General features: G+C 39.2%; 14 protein-coding genes. 8 read left to right on the top strand and 6 right to left on the bottom strand.

The genetic code is table 11. The features are described from left to right. Positions 1 to 70 precede the first annotated feature (70 nt). Together ACO1D1_RS13170 and ACO1D1_RS13165 are read left to right on the top strand one after the other, a co-directional pair. Positions 71 to 1060 carry a proline dehydrogenase family protein gene (locus ACO1D1_RS13170; protein WP_423336182.1) on the top strand — a complete coding sequence of 330 codons (990 nt, stop codon included), beginning with the start codon at positions 71 to 73 and terminating at the stop codon, positions 1058 to 1060. Between the two features lie 239 nt (positions 1061 to 1299). After that, positions 1300 to 2154 carry a hydrogenase small subunit gene (locus ACO1D1_RS13165; RefSeq protein ID WP_423336181.1) on the top strand — a complete coding sequence of 285 codons (855 nt, stop codon included), beginning with the start codon at positions 1300 to 1302 and terminating at the stop codon, positions 2152 to 2154. Positions 2155 to 2255: 101 nt separating this feature from the next. Here the strand turns inward: ACO1D1_RS13165 and ACO1D1_RS13160 are convergent, their stop codons facing one another. Beyond that, the gene (locus tag ACO1D1_RS13160; protein ID WP_423336180.1) at positions 2256 to 2681 is read right to left on the bottom strand and encodes a hypothetical protein; all 426 of its coding nucleotides are present in this window, start codon (positions 2679 to 2681) and stop codon (positions 2256 to 2258) included. Between the two features lie 277 nt (positions 2682 to 2958). Then, complete coding sequence (locus tag ACO1D1_RS13155; protein ID WP_423336179.1) at positions 2959 to 3357, bottom strand: cation transporting ATPase C-terminal domain-containing protein; 399 nt, start codon at positions 3355 to 3357, stop codon at positions 2959 to 2961. Positions 3358 to 3965: 608 nt separating this feature from the next. Here ACO1D1_RS13155 and ACO1D1_RS13150 point away from each other — a divergent pair. Continuing rightward, positions 3966 to 4784 (top strand): formate/nitrite transporter family protein, encoded by an 819-nt coding sequence (locus ACO1D1_RS13150; RefSeq protein ID WP_423336178.1) that lies wholly within the window; start codon positions 3966 to 3968, stop codon positions 4782 to 4784. A 205-nt stretch (positions 4785 to 4989) separates the two neighbouring features. Further along, positions 4990 to 5991 (top strand): VanW family protein, encoded by a 1002-nt coding sequence (locus ACO1D1_RS13145; RefSeq protein WP_423336177.1) that lies wholly within the window; start codon positions 4990 to 4992, stop codon positions 5989 to 5991. A gap of 101 nt (positions 5992 to 6092) precedes the next feature. Here ACO1D1_RS13145 and ACO1D1_RS13140 read toward each other — a convergent pair whose 3' ends face one another. Then, the gene (locus ACO1D1_RS13140; RefSeq protein ID WP_423336176.1) at positions 6093 to 7775 is read right to left on the bottom strand and encodes a hypothetical protein; all 1683 of its coding nucleotides are present in this window, start codon (positions 7773 to 7775) and stop codon (positions 6093 to 6095) included. Positions 7776 to 7859: 84 nt separating this feature from the next. Next, the gene (pepF, locus tag ACO1D1_RS13135; protein WP_423336175.1) at positions 7860 to 9674 is read right to left on the bottom strand and encodes an oligoendopeptidase F; all 1815 of its coding nucleotides are present in this window, start codon (positions 9672 to 9674) and stop codon (positions 7860 to 7862) included. Between the two features lie 94 nt (positions 9675 to 9768). Here pepF and ACO1D1_RS13130 point away from each other — a divergent pair, with 94 nt between their 5' ends. Then, the gene (locus ACO1D1_RS13130) at positions 9769 to 10254 is read left to right on the top strand and encodes a PaaI family thioesterase (RefSeq protein ID WP_149870346.1); all 486 of its coding nucleotides are present in this window, start codon (positions 9769 to 9771) and stop codon (positions 10252 to 10254) included. Positions 10255 to 10277: 23 nt separating this feature from the next. On the opposite strand, the gene ACO1D1_RS13125 is transcribed toward ACO1D1_RS13130, so the two are convergent. Continuing rightward, a complete protein-coding gene (locus ACO1D1_RS13125) occupies positions 10278 to 11201 on the bottom strand; it encodes a TetR/AcrR family transcriptional regulator (RefSeq protein WP_149870345.1) in 924 nt (307 codons plus the stop codon). A gap of 243 nt (positions 11202 to 11444) precedes the next feature. On the opposite strand from ACO1D1_RS13125, the gene ACO1D1_RS13120 reads away from it, so the two are divergent. Next, on the top strand, positions 11445 to 12917 hold the full coding sequence (locus ACO1D1_RS13120; RefSeq protein WP_423336188.1) for a DHA2 family efflux MFS transporter permease subunit: 1473 nt from the start codon (positions 11445 to 11447) through the stop codon (positions 12915 to 12917). 109 nt (positions 12918 to 13026) lie between these two features. Beyond that, positions 13027 to 13521, top strand: coding sequence for a branched-chain amino acid aminotransferase (locus tag ACO1D1_RS13115; protein ID WP_423336174.1), 495 nt, complete (start codon positions 13027 to 13029; stop codon positions 13519 to 13521). A 35-nt stretch (positions 13522 to 13556) separates the two neighbouring features. On the opposite strand, the gene ACO1D1_RS13110 is transcribed toward ACO1D1_RS13115, so the two are convergent. Further along, entirely contained in the window at positions 13557 to 14600 is a 1044-nt protein-coding gene (locus ACO1D1_RS13110; RefSeq protein ID WP_423336173.1) for a metallophosphoesterase family protein, read from the bottom strand. Between the two features lie 508 nt (positions 14601 to 15108). Between ACO1D1_RS13110 and ACO1D1_RS13105 the strand changes: the two genes are divergently transcribed. Then, entirely contained in the window at positions 15109 to 16464 is a 1356-nt protein-coding gene (locus tag ACO1D1_RS13105; RefSeq protein ID WP_149872703.1) for an NAD(P)-dependent oxidoreductase, read from the top strand. Positions 16465 to 16484: the final 20 nt, after the last annotated feature.

Here is a 16484-nt window from a genome sequence, read left to right as displayed (position 1 = left end):
CTCAAAATAAATTTTATTGAAAGCGTATGCTATAATAATGATAAAAAAACAACAGCAAGGAGTAATCGCGATGTTGAAAGATCTATTCATGGGCTTATCCCAAAACCAATTTCTTAATAGTGCAGCAAAAAAATATGGCTTAAAAATGGGGGCGCAAAACGTAGTAGCTGGCACGAATATACCAGAAGTCATCAAAAGCATTAAAGAACTTAATGCCCGCGGTATCTCTTGTACTGTTGATAATTTGGGAGAATTTGTTTTTAAAGAAGAAGAAGCAACAGCAGCAAAAGAACAAATTCTGAAAGTCATTGAGGCCATTCATGAGAATCAGGTCAATGCCCATATTTCGCTTAAACCAACCCAGGTAGGATTGGATATAGATTATTCCTTCTGTTTGAACAATGTAAGGGAAATTGTCGCTCAAGCAAGCCAATTTGATATGTTTGTCAATATCGATATGGAAGATTTTAAACACCTTGAACTTACTTTCAATTTATTGGACGACCTATCGGTTGAATTTGAGAATGTAGGGACCGTAATCCAGGCCTATTTCCATAATGCGCTTGAATACGTTGAAAAATATAAAAACTTCCGGATTCGACTTGTAAAGGGAGCCTATAAGGAATCGGAAGAAATCGCTTACCAAGATAAAAAAGACATCGATGCCAATTATATCAAGTTGATCGAATGGCATTTATTAAATGGAAAATTTACTTCTATTGCCACACATGACCATAGAATTATCAATCATGTAAAAGATTTTGTAAAAAGTAATAATATTTCAAAAGACAAATATGAATTCCAAATGCTCTATGGTTTTAGGAAAGAGATGCAGCTAAATTTAGCAAGTGAAGGATATAACTTTTGTACGTATGTTCCTTTTGGTAACGATTGGTACGGGTATTTTATGAGACGACTTGCTGAAAGACCACAGAATTTAAATCTAGTTGCCAAGCAAGTTTTTAATAAAAAAACCAATACAATCATCGGTGTAGCAGCCGGGGCATTTTTAATTGGTAGAATGACCACGTCTAAGGATAAGAAGAAAAAACGGAAATAGTTTATTATTAAAAGGCTGCCCGCCATTTAATTATGCCGGGGAGTCTTTTTTGATTTTCTAGATTTTTAACTTGAGTATATTTTAAAGAACATTTTTTTAACTTTTTCAAAAGAAATAGACAATGGTTCAACTTAAGCAATACACTTGAACTATAGCCCATTAGCGAGCAACTCAAAGTGTTTTATGTGAAATATTGAACAAGTAAATTCAAAAAATCGAATGAAAGGGAGAATGATTGTATGGCAGATTATAATTGGTTAGAAGCAATTAGCGTTAGTGAAGAGATGCTTATGAAAACAGATCAAAGACTTCCTGTTATTTGGATTAGTGCACTTGATTGTACTGGCTGCAAGGAGGCGTTTACTCGGTCTTTTGAACCAAGTACATTGGATACATTGTTGAATTTCATTTCATTGGAATATAGTGAACTGCTTTCCGCTGCCTCTGGGGAGCATGTAGAAGCCCATAAGGAATCTATTTTTGAGAAATATAAAGGGGAATATGTACTAGCAGTTGAAGGAAGTGTTCCCGGCAGTGATGAATTTCTCATGATAGCTGGAAAATCAGTAAGAGAAGAGATTTATCATGCCGCAAAAAATGCCAAGGCGGTTATTGCCGTGGGAAGCTGTTCGGCATGGGGTGGTATCCCAGCTGCTGGTTTAAATCCAACGAATGCTGAGGATGTAATGGCGGTGATTCCTGAGGAAGTGCCCGTTGCGCTTGTTCCGGGCTGCCCGCCGATTCCGGAGGCCATAATAGGAACGCTCTTACATATTCATTTTCATGGGGAACTGCCTGAACTTGACAAAAAGAAGCGGCCTATGGTTTTTTATCAGAAAACAGTCCATATGACATGCCATCGTAAACCCTATTTTGATCAAAAACTATTTGTGGAAAGCTATGATGATGAGGGAACAAGGAAAGGATATTGCTTATTTAAGTTGGGCTGTAAAGGCCCAACAGCATTTAATGCTTGCGAATCAATGGGGTACGACCGCTGTATTGCTGCGGGATTTTCGTGTATTGGATGCTCGGAAAAGGGATTTTGGGACAAAGGAGGATTCTGTGGCACAGTAAAAAGAAAACGGAAATGAAGGAATTGAGCAAAAAAATTGAGGGCGGAACCATTCGGCTTCGCCCCATTGAATATTCCTATGATGCAAATATAAGAACTATCATAATACAAGAAAGGGTGTCAGGCACCATTTGTAACAGCGCTGTAGGAGAAATTGGCGTCGTCCCATTGGTAAAGTCCTTCTTGGAGTTTTATGATGGAATCGAAAGGGCATCGGATGGAGTATTCTTCTTCGTGATGTATTTCATTCATATTATTTTTTTGTGCTTCTATCATTTGCTTTTTTAACCGAAGCATATCTGCTTTAGATGCAACTCGGATGATTTTATCCAGGGTAATCTTCTTTTCACTGATTCCATAACTTTTACAGATGCTTGTTTGGAAACTTTTGTTATATTGGAGCATCATGTGTAGATCATTGATACATGCCACCCCAAAAACCTCTTTAATGACATCCTCGTAGCGCAGCTGTGTGCCAGTTGCAAACTTAATGATATTCTTCTCAGGATTCTCTAAGAAATAAACAGTTTCGATTGAATTTTCCATATATACCACCTTTTCTACATTCATTTCTATCTCAAGTTCATCATTGGGCAGTTTACATATTGTTGGAAACTATAAAAAAGTGGCTATATTACGCCGACTATTATCTTTACGGCTCTCTGCATGCAGTACATCATATCTATTATACCACACTTTAATGCAGAAAAGTGATGAGCACTTGGAATGATGTAGATTTTTGTCGAATTACCTAATATTAAGACAGCAAACAGCCGATTTTTCAGCAGCTGTTTGCTCCGTTTATGTTCAACTTCGGTACATTTTATGTAGCTTCAAAGATTCGCTTTCCGGCCTTCCAAAGCTCATTGAATATCACCGGCAGCAGCGGCAGGGTTAGAACTAACAGCCAATCCCTTAGAGTTAAGTTGTTGATTTCAAAAATTTGATTGAAAAGCGGAATATTCACTAATGCCACTTGAATACAAATTCCCCCTGATATCGAACCCAATAAATATTTATTCGTTAATAGTCCTATGCTGAAAAGTGACTTATGATTGTTCCTTAAGTTTAGACAAACTAAAAAGGATGTTAATGGAAGAATGCTTTCAAACGCCCCCTTTACCATCACGAATAAACGCCCCTCATTTTGATGGACTGTGGCCATCATTTTTCGTTCAGAATCAAAGGGGATTTCGAAGACTCGTTGATAGCTTGTGTCCAATCCCTATTTAATAAACCCATGCTGCCTTGCCGCAACAACGAGGGCAATTTCAGTAGGATTTCCCTTTAAATTTGCTGTTTCAATGAAGAAGAAGGGTCAGTCCTCAATTCCGCCAAAATCAAATCAATACTTTTGGAAAACCACATGGTATTTTCACTCTCCAATAAATTGAGATGGAAAACCTAGCTAATTTCATTAAACCATAGATAGGGGGTGTACAACTGATTAACATCTAATAATGTCATAAATTGTTCGAAACTTCACAATATAGCACGCGATTTGCAGTATTCAATGTACTTAACCAATAATTCATTGGCCATTTTACAAATTTGCTGTGTGGGGTCTCCAATTCTCATGAGCAAGTCGAAATTCAGAAGTGCCCATCCTAATCATTCCGCAAAGTTCCGCAAAGTAAATAATTCAGACCAAGACAGCCTTCCATAGGGCTGTTTTTTCTATGTTTTTTAAAAGGATTATAAAAGCTTTGGCAGAATTTTAATATGTTAAAAAATGTTCACAGGATTGATGGCGAAAGTACTATAAAATAGAGGTATGTTAATCATTTCACAAACTTTAAGTGATAAGAAATTACAAAAGGAGAAGTACATATGGGATTCAGTAAACCGGAAAACATTTTGGAATTGACTGTCGAAAATGGCGTAAAAAAAGTAAAATACTCTCTTGTGCAAACAATGATATTAGGTTTTGAAGCAGGCGCATTTATTGCAATAGGTTACTTATTGTTCATCCGCGTTACAGCACCTTTATCACCACATTTAGAGGGGCTAAGCAGTTTAATCGGTGCATCCGTGTTCCCAATCGGTCTTATTCTTACGCTGCTTGCCGGGGGAGAACTGTTGACGGGGAATATGATGGCCGTCCCGCTTGCTTGGATGGCAAGCAAGGTTTCTACTAGGCATATACTCGTTAATTGGTTTCTTGTTTCGGTCAGTAACTTTGTCGGTGCCATATTTGTTGCCTACTTTTTCGGTCATCTTGTTGGGCTTACCGAAACTGCCCCATACCTTGGGAAGACCATTAGTATTGCAGAACACAAGCTTGAGGCATCCTTTCTCCAAGCATTTATATCAGGAATTGGCTGTAATTGGCTTGTTTCTGCAGCCGTGTGGCTTTCGTATGGTGCTAATGACATGTTCGGTAAGATTGCCGGTATTTGGTTTCCAACGATGACCTTTGTGGCAATCGGATTTCAGCATGTGGTAGCGAATATGTTTGTCATCCCAGCAGCCATCTTTGCTGGCCATTTTAGTTGGATGGCCTACTTGGATAATTTTGTTCCGGTCTTTTTAGGAAATGCTGTAGGCGGAACGATCTTTATTGCGATAGCATATTGGTATGCCTATAGAAAAAATGAATCTGCCACTACCGTGTCAAAGATGATTAAGTCAATGGAAAAAGTGGGGTAAAAATATTTTTATCAGCAGGGCGGTTGTTCTGCTGTTTTTTATATCGTAAAAAGGCACCTCAACTTTTCTTGAACTGTGTAATCTCTCTGTAATATTGACATGCCGGCAGGAATAAAATGGGTGAATGGAAGTATTCCCAATTTTGCATTTACGGGATTTTAGTCGGACATCAAAGAATACAGGGAAAGAGGAGAAGTTGAGGGAAATGGCTACACGGACATGGGCAATTTCAATTTTTGTTATTGGTAGTTTGCTAGGACTAGCGGGCTGTACAGAAAAGACCTCTAAAGATTCCATTCAACAAGAAAGGGCAATCGAACCGGAAAAAAAGCCAGAACAAAAACCGGCAGTAGAAACTCCAAAGGTTGAAGAGCAAAAGCCAATTATAGTGAATGTCATCGACCCAAATACGAAAAGCATATTAAAAACATTTTTACCTCTAGATTTGGGATTTGGGACAGAACCGGACGTATATAAAAAGGATTTGGAGAAGTGGGCGAAAGATTTAGCGAGAGGCACTGACACAACGACCGGTTATGACCAACGAATGGAACTTGATAAAATCGATGCGAATGGTCAAATTATAAAAGGAAAACCACAAATCATTTTGGATGAAGCCGAATTAGTGGATCGATTAATGACAGCATCCATTAAAGGAGGCGATGTGGAACTGCCGCTTACAGTAACAGAGAGTGGTTATAAACCTGAGGAGGCTGCCCATTTAAATGAAGTGGTGGTTGCTTCCTTTACGACTTACTTCAATAGCAGCGTGGCTGGCCGCTCAAAGAATATTGAGCTTTCAGCACAAGCGATCGATCAAATTATTGTCGGGGCTCAGGATATTTTTTCATTTAATACAACTGTGGGACCGAGTGATGCTGAACATGGGTATCAACCGGCTAAGGAGATCGTTAATAAGCAATTAGTCGATGGAATTGGCGGTGGCATTTGCCAAACATCCTCCACCTTATTTAATGCGGTTGACCAAGTGGGTGTAAGTTATGTAGAGAAGCATCATCATTCCTTATCCGTCGGTTATGTGCCTGCAGGTCGGGATGCCACAGTATCCTATGGCGGTAAAGACTTTCGCTTTCAAAATACAACAGGAGTACCGTTTATTCTAAAGACCATTTATGACAAAGGGAAATTAACGGTTGAGGTGAGAACGTCAGCAGCCTATCAAAGCCTGATCGCAAAGGGGAATTAGCACTGCAAATAAATAGATGCAGCTAGTAATCGACAGTACCGTTATACGAATAGAGGAGGATCCGAGACGTTTCGGATCCTCCTGCTTTTATGATAATTAGCTCATTCCAGACCCTCGATGACAATGGTTTTTGCAGGCAGGAATTCTTCACCTGTTTCAAGGTACTTAACTGATACCCGATCCCCTTCTTTTAGATAGATGGCTAATGGAGCTTTTTCTGACGAAATCAGATAGTTTTTATGATTGTCAAGGAGAAAGGAAACAATTGTGAAATCGCCGGATTTTTCTTTATAGACCCTAAGGACTGTTCCTGATAGTTGCTTTTCTTCCGCTTTGGAGCTGCCGTTCACGGTCCCTTTTCCACGCTGCAAGGCAGTTTTATATTGTTTTAGGGCTTCATTTGGTGTGACACCAAATACGGAAATTTCAGGATTTGCTGCCGAGACGATGAAATAATGTTGCAAAAAGCCGTTGGAATCCAAGACTGGTGTCAACCAACTTGCTTCACCGTAAAAGTTGTAAAGAATCGGCATTTGCCCGTGCCATTTCTTTTCGATAAATTTCTTTTCGATAATCTGCAATGCCCCCTGAGAGTCCATGTAGGATTGATCCGGGTTCCCGGTATAATAGGTGGCTTCGCCCGTTCTTGAGTTGGTAAGAGAGTAGCCGAGCATCGAATCGACACCTTCTTTAGGACTCGTAAAATCAGTGAAGTAATACATTACTCCATTTTCATCGAATATAGGACTAACGTTTGCCTCTGTTCCTTCATCTGAAGGGAGCTTGACATCTGATTTTCCAAATTTGCTATTCCAAAATCCATGAACAAAGTTTCCAAAGTAGCTGTTTTGCAGACTGACTACTTCTGGCGATACGGCGCCGTCAATGAATTTAGGAACGTTAGCTAATGGGTATTCTTTCGTTTCGCCGCTTTTTGAATCCACTACTACTATTCCTTTTACATCAAACCCGTTTCGGGCGGAAACAAATTCTCCATATGAACGGATGTAATAAGGTTTTCCGTCCTCATCAATTTCCAATTGAACATCTCCATAAAATATCTTTTTCGGTTCATGCATACGGATATGACGCTCAATATTTTTATTAAAATAGGAAGAAGGGGTGTAAACCATTTCAGACTTGATGAATTTAGGATTTTCCGACGAATCGGTCGCACTTAATGAAAAATAGCCCGGAGTTTGATTCCCGTTCCACCATTTGAAAAATCCAGAGAATTCAACTGGAGCAATGTATACATATTCGCCATTCACTTTTTGGATTTGTAAATTTCCTAGCTCATAGTAGCTTGTATTTGGAACCTGGCCGAAAGCTTTTTTCATTTTGTTTCGAGCAAACTGCGGCGGAACGCTAGCAGGTGTTTCTGTTTCATCAAAGGTCTTGATTTCCACTTTTTGATCCATTTTTGCCAATTCGTATTTTTCATCTGCATTCAATATAAAGGCGGTTAAGAAATAAGCCCCCGCGATCAGACTTAGCAAGAATAGGATTCCTTTGAATTTCCTTTCTACCCCTTTTGAAAATATCGAACCACCGGCGGTAACTAGAATGGCTAATGGCCATAAACTAGAAAAATTCCTATCATTATTACTAAAATAATAGAAAGCAAATACTGCTGGCATCAAAATGATGATCACGGCTAGGATGATACCTGACTTTAGTTGTTTACTTTCTTTTGCATTTAGCTGCTCATTTTTATAGACAGGTAATAGAATAAGAGCAGAAGCAATCCCAATGATCAGCGTAAATAATAATATATTCCCCATAAAAAAATCTCCTTTTATCATGACTTCTCATACTTCATGATAACTATACGGAATACAAAATGGAAAAGTTTCACCATTAATCATTTATTGATAGGATTGTGCTAGTTCGTCAATTAGTGAGCCGACAAAGGCTACTGCTTTACGGATGGGATCTGGTGTGGACATATCGACTCCTGCATGTTTTAACAGTTCAAGCGGTTTCATGGTTCCGCCGGCGCGCAGTACTTCAAGCCAGCGGTCAACGGCGGGCTGGCCCTCTTTCTGAATCATTTGGGCAACGGCTGTGGAAGCGGTTAAGCCGGCAGAGTATGTGTAGGGATATAAGCCCATGTAATAGTGCGGCTGACGCATCCAGGTTAAGCTTGCACCTTCATCAATTTTAACTGTGTCACCCCAGAATTCAGAAAGAACAGAAGCCTTTACTTCCGTTAATGTTGTCGCTGTAAGAGCTCTGCCATCCTCGGCAAGCTTATAGACCCTGCGTTGGTATTCGGCTTCGAGCAGGTGTGTGACAAAGTTGTGATAGTAGGTGCCCAGCAACTGTAGAACGACCCAGCGGCGCATTTGCTTATCTTTATTATTCGCTAGCAGATGCTGGCCTAATAGCATTTCATTCAGCGTTGATGGCGCTTCAATAAAATACAGGGATGGGTTGACATTCATGACCCGCTGGTTTTTATTCGCTAAATAGAAATGTCCGGCATGGCCAAATTCATGTGCCAGTGTGAAACAGCCGCGCATATTATCCTGCCAGGTGATTAGAATGTAAGGATGGGAACCATATGGGCTGGAGCAGAAAGCGCCTGTTGACTTCCCAATGTTATCAGCAATGTCTACCCATCTTTCTTTAAATCCGCGCTCAATAATTTCACTGTACTCCGGCCCCATGACTTTTAACGATTCCAAGATGACTTGACTTGCCTCCTCATAGGTGGTTTTCAGATTGAAATCAGAATCCAATGGTGCTTTTAAATCGCAGAAAAGCATTTGATCAAGACCTAAAACTTGTTTCTTTAATTGCGCAAAGCGGCGCATGTGGGGGGCTAATTCTGTGAAAATGGTGTCAATCTGGTTATTGTACATTTCTATCGTAACCTGTTGCGGATCCAGCAGCATATGGGTGGCTGACTCATAATTGCGCAGCCGAGCAAGGGTAACCTGCTTATTAACCTCTGCAGCATACGTTGCGGCTATTGTGTTTTTGTACTGCTTTAGTGTTTTAACGAAAGAGTGGTAGGCCTTTCTGCGAATATCTGTATCTGTCGAAAACTCGTATCGGCTCTCAAATAATGCAAACGACATCGGCAATTCATTGCCCTCTGCATCTTGAAAGGGTGCAAACTCCATATCGGCCAGCTTGGACATTTGATAGATTTGGTAAGGAGCACCCTGAAGTTCGCCGAGAGCAGCCAATGCTTCTTCGGTTTCCGGCGAAAGCTTATGTTTTTTTGATTCGAGAAGCTCTGCTAGATTTTTCATAAAGTCCTTCAGTCCGGGCTCTTCTTTTACGAATTGTTCAATTATACCTTCATCAAGAGCGAGAATCTCGGATTGAATAAATGATAATGCTGCAATACTCTTAGTTCTTAAGGCAGAGATTTTGGAAAAATTCGCCTGATTCAGCGGATCTGTTCCATCTGCGGATCGCTTTAAGCTTGCAAATGTGAAAGCTTTAATGATTCTCATCGAAAGCTGTTCTTGTGCAAGTAAGCAATTTAATAATGCCTTTGCACCAGTATGTAATGCCCTTTTATATTGATTAAATTCCAAGATTTCCTTGTTAATTCCATCTAATTCAACTTCCCATTCTTTTTCAGATGGGAATAAATCATCGAGGTTCCATGTCAGTTCTACGGGAACCTCTGAGCGGACTAGGCGTTTTTCAACCGTTTTTTTCATAAAATCTCCTCCTCGTATAAAAAACCTTCGTACCACTAAATTTTATCATATTGGATGAAATATGTTATACTTTTCTGAAAAAGGGGGAGTGAATATGGTAGAAAACGGTTTAAATGCCATTCAAGATGAATATCCTGACGATTATGCCTGGTGTTACGGCTGTGGAAGATTAAATGAAGCCGGTCATCATTTCCGCACAAGATGGGAAGGGGAGCATACGGTGACGATTTATTCGCCTGAGCCTGAGCACTTGGCATTGCCGGGCTTTGTCTACGGCGGGCTTGTCGCCTCATTAATTGATTGTCATGGGACAGGTTCCGCGGCGCTCACACTGCATCGGAAAAATGGACATGAACCAGGTGAAGGGGCAGAACCTCCTCGGTTTGTGACAGCTTCATTACATGTAGACTTTTTGAAGCCAACCCCGCATGGTGTGCCAATAAAAGCAGTTGGAACCGTACATGAAATTCATTCGAAGAAATTTAAAGTGGAAACAGAAGTGTTTGCTGACGGCCAACTCTGTGCACGGGGAGAAGTGGTCGCTGTAGTCATGCCAAGTTCATTTTTAAAACAGGAATAAAGACATGCCAAAAACCCTTAATCCTACAGATTAGGGTTTTTTTCAAATTCATCCAATTGTGTAAAGAATCCTTCCACTAACTGTTCAAGCTGTATAAGTTCTTTTTTCCAAAAAGAATATTTATTCATAGAAGAAAGAATGCTTTCAATTAAAAATTTTCGCGGGTTATTTGTGTGCAGTAATTCATCCTGAATAAATTCTACCATTTCAATATATTTTTCCTGTTCGTTTTCAGCAAGTACATTTTTTGAAATTGTTTTTCGTATAGTACCTGATAATTGAAGAAGCTGATTTTTAAACTCGTGACCACTTTTATTCGGACAGCTAGGAAGCCAATCTTCTAATAACTCCGGCTTAAGCAATTGATCCTCGGAATCAGATACCTCTTCCACCATTTTTACCAAACGACTTACACTGTAACGAACCACATGGCTGATATTTTCACCGGATTTATGTGCTCTGCGATTAAATTGAACATTATGCTGCAATATGCCCTGGAACATGATGGCACAATCTAATAAGTAGGGCTTCTTATCTTCTCCGAAAATGTCAATGAACCTGTGATAAAGCCAACGAAGCGCATTTAATCGGCTTTCTTGAATAAATTGCTTAAGATCAGCATCATTTGAAGCCATCACTTCTTCATAAATGGTTATGAGTTTATTTTTTCTATTTGTTATCATTTGCATTTCCAATTGTTTAATAAAAATTTCAATATCTTTAGTGTCCTTACCAACTAATAAATCGTTCCGATCCTGTTCCAGCTTCCGATAAATTGATTTATAAATGCCAATTAATAACTCATTTTTTGATGAAAAATAATTATAAAAAGTCCCTTTCGATATTCCGCTGTAATCTAAAATGTCTTGAATAGACGTAGCCAGGAATCCTTTTTCGACAAATAACCGATGGGCCATTTTAATGACATGCTGTTTCCGATTGTACATATAATCACCTTTAATTCATTTTGTACCCCTTGTATAAAATAATACTACCTTAATCTTAGTCCCTTTACAAACCTATAATTTTCTAGTGATTTTTGGTTGCAAATATTTAACTAACAGTATATTATTATCTAAGTATGAAACCCTGGTATAAAAAAATGGACTACCAGTTTAAAGGGAGGGAATTTAGTGAGTCAAACGATAAATAACACAAAGCGTCCACCGTACGGGATTTTAGCAGTTCTTATGATTGGCGCCTTTATTGCCATGTTAAATAACACATTATTAAATATTGCCTTGCCGTCTATTATGAAGGATTTAAAGGTTGAAGCATCAACCGTTCAGTGGCTGGCGACCGGATTTATGCTAGTGAATGGAATATTAATTCCGGCGACAGCCTTTTTAATACAAAAATATACGGTTAGACGATTATTTCTCGTTTCAATGGGGTTATTTACAATAGGCACGATCATTGCTGGATTTGCTCATGTATTTCCAATTTTGTTAACTGGACGAATGATTCAAGGTGCGGGTTCAGCGATCTTGATGCCGCTTTTGATGAATGTGATGTTAGTCAGCTTTCCAGTGGAAAAAAGAGGAGCAGCGATGGGGGTATTTGGCTTAGTCTTAATGTTTGCCCCTGCCATTGGCCCGACATTATCGGGCTGGTTAATTGAACATTATGATTGGAGAATGCTGTTCCATTTTGTTACACCGATTGCGTTTGCAGTGTTGTTGATCGGCTTTTTCTTACTGAAAGATAAAAAAGATAAGGTTAATATTCATCTTGACTTTTTATCCCTTTTGCTTTCGAGTATTGGGTTTGGCGGAATCCTTTATGGATTTAGTTCGGCTGGTAAGAAAGGCTGGGACAGTCCGGAAGTATATGGGACACTGATTATAGGCGTTTTTTCCCTTGTTGTGTTCATCTTCCGACAGTTAAAGCAAGAAAGGCCGATGCTTAATTTCAAGATTTATAAGTATCCAATGTATGCCTTGTCTTCCGTTATTTCAATGGTTGTTACGATGGCAATGTTTTCCGGAATGCTGTTAATGCCAATCTATGTTCAAACCATCCGCGGAATTTCACCGCTTGATGCCGGTTTAATGATGCTTCCTGGTGCAATTTTAATGGCCATCATGATGCCGATCACCGGGAAATTGTTTGATAAGTTTGGCGGCCGAGTATTAGCCATTATTGGTTTAACGATTACTGCGGTAACAAGCTATTATTTTAGCAAACTTACACTTGAAACAACTTACACACATCTAATTATTTTATACACAATACGGATGGCTGGTATGTCAATGGTCAATATGCCGGTTTCAACGAATGGCCTAAATCAATTACCTGCGCGCTTTTATCCGCATGGTACGGCGATGAATAGTACCATGTCACAGGTTTCCGGCGCGATCGGAACGGCATTGCTTGTTACGGTTATGTCAAACCGCACAGAAACACATGCAGCGGAAATCGGGAAGTCAGCAATGGCTCACTTAACCAAACCGCCAACACCGGAAGTTATAGCCGAAATAAAGCAGCAAGTAATGATGAAAGCGATGTTAGAAGGAATCAATGATGCTTTCCTCGTAACAGTAGGAATTGCAACAGTTGCATTAATTCTCTCATTCTTTATTAAACGGGCGAAACAAGCTGAAGAACCAAATGATGTAAAGCCTGCTGGTAAAAATGTTGGCGCAGCAATACCAGAAGGTTAATTTTAAAACTGGGGATGACGATTGTAGTCATCTCTTTTTTTGTATCATTTGCTTTTTTATAAAAAAAAACACAATATTAATGGAGGAAGATACATTTAGGAGGGTTTTCATGTTAAAGGATCAACAATTCACAGAAAATGTTAACGGTGCCAGATTTGCAGAAGCTTATATAGAACGCTGTGATAAAGAAACGGAAAATATGATTAAGAATGAAACATCTGCGTTTTTATCTGAACCGCTTGATTACTTGAAAAAGCATAAAAATGAGTTTATCTATTTGGAATCAAAATGGTTTGAGGATGTAAGTGTAGATTCTATTTCAATAGAAGCAGATGATGTTTTTGGCACATATGATGTCATGTTGGGGTTAAAGCTGCAGAAAAAATTTGAAAAAATGATAAAAGATCAACTGAATGCCAGTTTACAAAATGAAGAAGCGAAATTTGATTTATTATTCAGTCAAGAGGATGGGTTATGGAATTTGAATTTTGCCTTAAATTTTGTCGAGGGTTATACGGAGCAATTATCGATAGGGGAAGCGTTCGAGTTAATTTATAGGTTCCTCTTACACTTGGTTGAAGTGGTTAAAGAAAATAAGAAATGATTGATTATGTTATTACAAACCCTACCCAGCTGATTTTACTGGGTAGGGTTTGTAATAGGGATGGTCACTGTTTTGATCCAAGACCCTGTACTGAATTCTCGAGCTTTAAATTCTACTTTGTCTCGATAAACATTTACTACATAACCTTGGGATAAGGTGTAATTTTCTCCGCTTTCAGGTGTGTATGTGTAAGCAACGGAACTTGTATTTACCATTGTTATGCCATCAGTGTAGATACTTTTAGGGTGATCTAAGGGGTAATGAGAATGCCCGGAAAATAGAATAACCTGAGGATACTTTTTCAGGATGGCAAGAATTCTTTGGTCTTGAAGTCTAGCTCCCCATTCACTTCCATAAACCGTATTTGTAATAGGTTGATGAAAAAACACAAAAATTGGTTTATGATCCACAGCGTTGATTGGCAGCGTTTTTTCCAGCCATTTAATTTGTTCTTCTGTCACGTAGGCGGAGTCTCTCTCAGAATCTCCGTACATTCCAACCATTGTGGCCTCTGATTTTTCACCTGCAATTGTAATAAAATGATAGCCATTAATCCATTTATCATAATAAAGTCCGGACACATTCATTTCTTCAATAAATCTGCCTTTTAATTGCTCATCAGATACAGATGTTTCAGGAATAATCCGTTTTTCCATCCATTCATGATTACCGATAACCATGAATTCATCCGCAGACGGGTTTTTATTTTCCTTAAGGATGGACTTGAATAGTTGGTATTCCTCAGCCAGGCCGAAGTTTGTCATATCACCGTTAATGGAAATCGCATCATAATCTGGTGCGACCTTTTTTAAATCCTGTAAAGCTGTTACAAATTTCTGATTCACAACTGGATCATGTGTATCAATGTGAGTGTCACTCATGATGGCCAACTGCAATGCGGGTTTGTTATCAATTTGTTCGGTTTGTGTATCAGATTCCTCAACGACACTTACTGTCTCTGTAGCTTCACTTCCGTTTACCAAATGAAAAAAGGGGGTGGTGCTGGCATTCGTCAATTGATAAACGGGAAAGCCTAACACTGCGATAATAAGAATGATAGAAACAATGAATTTTTTCATGGGTAACTCCTCACTTAAAACGTTAGTATGCCATGATCATAGATAATTATCCTTAATTTTTTATTAAGATTCACTAATTGGACCGAAATGTTCATCTGCTCTGCAAATGTCAGCAAGTAATTTACGAATGTCGAAAGTTTTTTATTCAAAAAATGGCTAATTCGTCATTTTTTTACATTTTTTTTGATATGGTTGTGATAAATTGAAAAAGAATTCAAATATGTACAAGAAGGCTATTATGACAGTCGACTATCATAGCGGTTAGTGGAAACAAATTTCTTTTTACATATTGGATAATGAAATACTGTCATCATTTTACAAGTTGTATGGTGAATTGCCTATCAAGGAACTGTAAAATGGAAGATAAGATGCGGAATTTTCTGGATATTATTCATTCATCCAAAAGGGGTTGGTGTAAATTTAGGTATCTCTTATTTTTAAAGCGCTTTCATTTCTAGTAAATTAACCATTCAAAATTGAAGGAGGATTTCACTTGGCGAATGAAAAAATGCAGCGTATATCCTTGTCTAACCTTGATGACAACTTTCTTGAGGTGGAACAAGCACTAACAAAGCAAGAAGCTGTTGAAGAATCAAACCGATGCCTCTATTGCTATGATGCCCCATGTATAAAGGCATGTCCTACCGGAATTGATATTCCATCCTTTATTAAAAAAATTGCCTCAGGAAATCTGCTTGGATCTGCTAAAACCATTATGTCTTCGAATCCTGTTGGGGCAAGCTGTGCCAGGGTTTGTCCTACAGAGGAGCTCTGTGAGGGAGCTTGTGTTCTCAACCATTCCACAAAACCAATCATGATTGGCAATCTCCAAAGGTACGCAACAGATTGGGCAATCCAAAACGAACAAACTCTTTTTCAACCTGGTGTTTCAAATGGTAAAACAGTTGCCGTGATTGGCGGCGGCCCAGCCGGATTATCAGCTGCACGGGAACTTGCCAGACTGGGCTATGATGTGACTATTTTTGAAGCTGCTGAAAGAGCGGGGGGATTAAATACTTATGGTATAGTTTCGTTCCGGCTGCCGCAAAAAATTTCCTTTTGGGAAGTCGAACAGGTTGAAAAATTAAATGTAAAAATTAGAACGAACACAGTTGTCGGAAAGGATATTTCAGTTCAAGAAATAACTGAAGTTTTCGATAACATCATCTTGGCTGTAGGAATGGCACATGTTCCTAACCTCGGTGTGGAAGGTGAAAATTTGGATGGAGTTTATGATGCAATTGAATTTGTGAAGGCAACGAAAAGCGGTCAGTTATCGCAAAGCTTTGTCGGTAAACGAGTGGTGGTCATAGGAGCCGGAAATACCGCGATTGACGGGGCAACATGTTCTGTTCGTTTAGGGGCAGAAAACGTTAAGATTTTATATCGGAGAACTGAAGAGGAAATGACTGCTTACAATTTTGAATATGAATTTGCGAAACAAGATGGGGTAGAATTCCGTTGGTTAACCGCACCAAAAAGGATTATTGGCGATGAATTTGGAAAGGTAACGGGGATTGAATGCATCAAAATGAAACTTGGAGAACCTGAAAAGGATGGCCGCCGCAGACCATATGAGATGGAAGGTTCCGAACACGTCATTCCTGTGGACGCAGTGGTAAAGGCAATCGGACAAACAAGGCACTTAGAATTAATCGAAGCATTTGGCCTGCAGCATGCTGGCGGTGTAGTAAAGGTCGAACAAGAAACCCTCCAGACTTCCAATCCAAAAATATTTGCTTGCGGTGATGTGGTTTTTGGTAAAGGAAAAGGGGATGCAATGGTCGTAACAGCTGCCCAGCAAGGGAAAAATGTTGCCTATGCAATCCACAAGCAAAATTCAGCTGTAGGTTTGGCAAATTAATCTATTAATCTAGGAATCAC

This window comes from Neobacillus sp. 19 (assembly GCF_049463095.1).
Classification (GTDB): Bacteria; Bacillota; Bacilli; order Bacillales; family Cytobacillaceae; genus Neobacillus.
This window is presented reverse-complemented; position numbering and strand designations above follow the sequence as displayed.

Excerpts from the sequence above, each read along its gene's own strand:
- pepF (WP_423336175.1), bottom strand. The coding sequence starts at position 9,674 with ATGAAAAAAACGGTTGAAAAACGCCTAGTCCGCTCAGAGGTTCCCGTA.
- ACO1D1_RS13110 (WP_423336173.1), bottom strand. The coding sequence starts at position 14,600 with ATGAAAAAATTCATTGTTTCTATCATTCTTATTATCGCAGTGTTAGGC.
- ACO1D1_RS13130 (WP_149870346.1), top strand. The coding sequence starts at position 9,769 with ATGGTAGAAAACGGTTTAAATGCCATTCAAGATGAATATCCTGACGAT.
- ACO1D1_RS13105 (WP_149872703.1), top strand. The coding sequence starts at position 15,109 with ATGCAGCGTATATCCTTGTCTAACCTTGATGACAACTTTCTTGAGGTG.
- ACO1D1_RS13140 (WP_423336176.1), bottom strand. The coding sequence starts at position 7,775 with ATGGGGAATATATTATTATTTACGCTGATCATTGGGATTGCTTCTGCT.
- ACO1D1_RS13125 (WP_149870345.1), bottom strand. The coding sequence starts at position 11,201 with ATGTACAATCGGAAACAGCATGTCATTAAAATGGCCCATCGGTTATTT.
- ACO1D1_RS13145 (WP_423336177.1), top strand. The coding sequence starts at position 4,990 with ATGGCTACACGGACATGGGCAATTTCAATTTTTGTTATTGGTAGTTTG.
- ACO1D1_RS13150 (WP_423336178.1), top strand. The coding sequence starts at position 3,966 with ATGGGATTCAGTAAACCGGAAAACATTTTGGAATTGACTGTCGAAAAT.
- ACO1D1_RS13170 (WP_423336182.1), top strand. The coding sequence starts at position 71 with ATGTTGAAAGATCTATTCATGGGCTTATCCCAAAACCAATTTCTTAAT.
- ACO1D1_RS13120 (WP_423336188.1), top strand. The coding sequence starts at position 11,445 with ATGATTGGCGCCTTTATTGCCATGTTAAATAACACATTATTAAATATT.
- ACO1D1_RS13165 (WP_423336181.1), top strand. The coding sequence starts at position 1,300 with ATGGCAGATTATAATTGGTTAGAAGCAATTAGCGTTAGTGAAGAGATG.
- ACO1D1_RS13160 (WP_423336180.1), bottom strand. The coding sequence starts at position 2,681 with ATGGAAAATTCAATCGAAACTGTTTATTTCTTAGAGAATCCTGAGAAG.
- ACO1D1_RS13115 (WP_423336174.1), top strand. The coding sequence starts at position 13,027 with ATGTTAAAGGATCAACAATTCACAGAAAATGTTAACGGTGCCAGATTT.